The organism is Corallococcus sp. 4LFB (assembly GCF_046520365.1).
GTDB lineage: Bacteria > Myxococcota > Myxococcia > Myxococcales > Myxococcaceae > Corallococcus > Corallococcus caeni.
This window is the reverse complement of sequence record NZ_JBKGHJ010000750.1, coordinates 1-2,836: the sequence shown is the minus strand read 5'-3', so window position 1 is coordinate 2,836 and position 2,836 is coordinate 1. Positions and strand designations below refer to the sequence as shown.

The following is a 2,836-nucleotide window of genomic DNA, read 5'->3' as shown; positions in this document are numbered from 1 at the left end:
CGGACTCCATCGAGCGGCTCACGGAGCGCGCGGTGATGGCCACGAGCGCGTTGAGCAGGCACGCGGCCCAGAGCGTGGAGCGGTTGCCCAGCACCTCCAGCAGCAGGAACGTGGCCGCCGCCGCGCCCGTCACTGCGCCCAGGGTGTTGATGCCGTAGAGCAGGGCCAGGTCGCGGCGGTGGGGATCCGCGTCGGAGAGCACCGCGCGCGCGGCGCCGGAGCGTGCCGCCCATGAGCACGTGGGCACCGCGAGCACCAGCAGCGACAGCACCAGCCGCACGACGGTGCCCAGGCCCAGGCCCATCACCGGGGTGCCGCCCAGGGCGATGTAGACGGCGCGCACCGCCTCCACGAGGAAGGGGCTCAGCGCGGCGCTCGCGGCGATGAGCAGCTCCAGGTTCGCGTAGAAGGCCAGCGGCCGCGCCTGCCGGTCCGCCCGCTCACCCAAGAGCGCGCTGCCCAGCCCCAGCCCCGCCATGAAGATGGCGAGCACCGCGGCCGACGCGGCGGTCGAGGCCCCGAAGATGAGGCGGAACTCCCGCAGCCACACCGTCTGGTAGACCAGTGCGCAAAGTCCCGACCCAAAGAGAAGGGGCGCCACCCTCCCGACGCGTGTGTTCATCGAACCCTCGAGGAGCGCGCGCCCGTCCTTCCCATGGCGGGCCGCGGCTACCCTGTCAGGCCGCAGTATCCCGTGAACACCGTCCTGTGGAAAACAGTGAAGGCCCCCGTGAAGGCGGCCTGCCTGCCCCTACGGCGCCGGCTTCGCGTGCTCGGCGGCCTGGCGCTCCGTGCGGCACCAGGCCAGCTGCTCCTGGAGGGTGGCCAGGGGCACCGCCAGCTCCAGCTTGAAGGACGTGCCGTCCGGCCGCACCTTCGCGAAGTCCAGCAGCTGCGCCAGGTCCTCCTTGCCGTCCGCCTGCGCCTTCATGCGCGCCATGGACAGCGCGCCGCCCAGGGACTTGCCCAGGTCCGTCATCCTCTGCGCGTCCAGGCCCGTCACGTTGGCCACCATGGCCACGTCGCCGCTGGTGTCCAGGTGCAGCTCCACGTTCTGGGCCACGTCCGTCAGCTGCTTCGCCAGATCCGCCTGATCCGGCCCCAGCATCTTCGCCAGCTGCTCCACCGCCAGCACGCCGTACATCTCCCCGTAGGTGCTGTTCTCATCCAGCAGCGGCGGCCCGTCCTCCGCGCCGCGCCCGTCCATGCGATCCAGCACCGTCTTCACGGAGTCCGGCGACCTGCCGAACACCAGCATCTGGTCGTTCCAGGTGCCCACCGCGGTGTCCATCCGGCCGCGCTGCGTGCCGCCGTCCGGCAGGGCGAACGTCGTGTCCCCCGGCTCGTACACGCGCGCGCCCGGGCCGTGATCCGACGCCACGCGCTCGCCCAGGAGCTCCTGGTACTTCGCCTTGCGGAAGTCGCCGGAGAGGATGACGCCCTCGTCGGTGATGACCAGCCGGTCCAGGTCCTGGAGCGGATCCACGCCGCTCATCGCCTTGAACTGCTCCAGGTTCTTGCCGCCGTCGCGCAGCAGGCAGTCCATCAACAGCTCGCCCACGGGCGAGTAGCGAAGCGCGTTCGCCTCGATGACCACCGCCGTGCGGCCCGGGCCCCGGGGCAGCGCCGCGAGCAGCGGATCCCTCGGCTTCACGGGCGCGGCCACCCCCGCGTCCACCACCGCGGGCATCACCCAGGTGCGCCGCTTCTCCGCGCGCGCCAGGTCCTCCCCCCGCATGCGCCGGGGGAAGGCCACGTCCTTCGCCTCGGCCGGCGGCGTGTCGCCCTGGCCCGTGAACATCAGGACCGCGCCCGCGGCGAACAACAGCAGCGCCCCCAAGAGCCACACCCTCCTGCGCCCGCGCGATTCCATGACTCAGCAGTCCTTTCCTTCGAAGTGCCAGACGCCCACGGAGAGCGCCCCCAGCCCGAACACCAGCACGCCGCCCAGCAACATCCCCAGCGAGCCCTTCTCCAGCGGCGTGGAGCTGGCCAGGTCCGCCGCGCGCGACGCCAGCGCGGACAGCCGGGGCAGCACCAGCGTCACCGCGTCGAACGCCGTGCGGCCGAAGCCCGCCTCCAGGTAGCGCGACACGTCCGCGCGGAAGCCCGCGAGGATGCCGCCCACCAGCAGCACGAAGCCCGCGGCGGAGCACAGCGCCGCGCTCCTCACCAGCGTCGCCGTGGTGAGCATCACCGCGTACACCGCCGCGAACCCCACGCACGCCAGGCCCCCGGCGATGATGGGCCCCAGCGTCCAGTACCCGGCCTTCACCCCGAAGATGAGCGTCAGCCCGCCCGCGGCGTACACCGTGCCGCCCAGCGCCAGCGTCATCACGCCCAGGAAGGTGCCGGCCAAGAGGTGCCAGCGCTGGAGGGGCAGGGCGAGCAGGTGCTCGATGCGGCCGGGCGACAGCAGCCCCGGCGCGAAGTCCGAGCACGCCACGATGCCGAAGAGGATGCCGCCGTAGAACACCAGGTACGCCGCCGCGCGGTAGATGGGCCGCAGCGCCACGTCCACGGACACGATGTTCGAGCGCACCACCTCGCCGAACAGGCGCGTCGCCGCGAGCGCCCCGTCCACCACCTCCAGCTTGAGGCTGAGCGCCACGGTGGCCAGCACCAGCGTGAGCCCCACCATGAAGGCCAGGATGAACTTGCGCGACGCCGCCTCCCGCAGCACGTACCCCGCGATGACGAAGACCGGGCTCCTCATGCCGCCACCCCCGGCCCGCCGACAGCGCCCACGAGCACCGCCTCCAGGTCCGCGCCCTCGCGCCTGAGCTCCGTCAACAGCGCGCCCCGCGACCGCGCCCGGTCCAGCGCCGCGTTGAGC

General features: G+C 72.7%; 2 protein-coding genes and 1 pseudogene. All 3 read right to left on the bottom strand.

Features of this window, described 5'->3' with window-relative positions:
* Positions 1-622 (bottom strand): annotated as a pseudogene (locus tag ACLEQD_RS40620) (spermidine synthase); the annotation flags it as partial.
* A 129-nt stretch (positions 623-751) separates the two neighbouring features.
* Complete coding sequence (locus tag ACLEQD_RS40615) at positions 752-1,873, bottom strand: hypothetical protein (RefSeq protein ID WP_410391292.1); 1,122 nt, start codon at positions 1,871-1,873, stop codon at positions 752-754.
* Positions 1,874-1,876: 3 nt separating this feature from the next.
* The gene (locus ACLEQD_RS40610) at positions 1,877-2,716 is read right to left on the bottom strand and encodes a hypothetical protein (protein ID WP_410391291.1); all 840 of its coding nucleotides are present in this window, start codon (positions 2,714-2,716) and stop codon (positions 1,877-1,879) included.
* Positions 2,717-2,836 lie beyond the last annotated feature (120 nt).

Excerpts from the sequence above, each read along its gene's own strand:
- ACLEQD_RS40615 (WP_410391292.1), bottom strand. The coding sequence starts at position 1,873 with ATGGAATCGCGCGGGCGCAGGAGGGTGTGGCTCTTGGGGGCGCTGCTG.
- ACLEQD_RS40610 (WP_410391291.1), bottom strand. The coding sequence starts at position 2,716 with ATGAGGAGCCCGGTCTTCGTCATCGCGGGGTACGTGCTGCGGGAGGCG.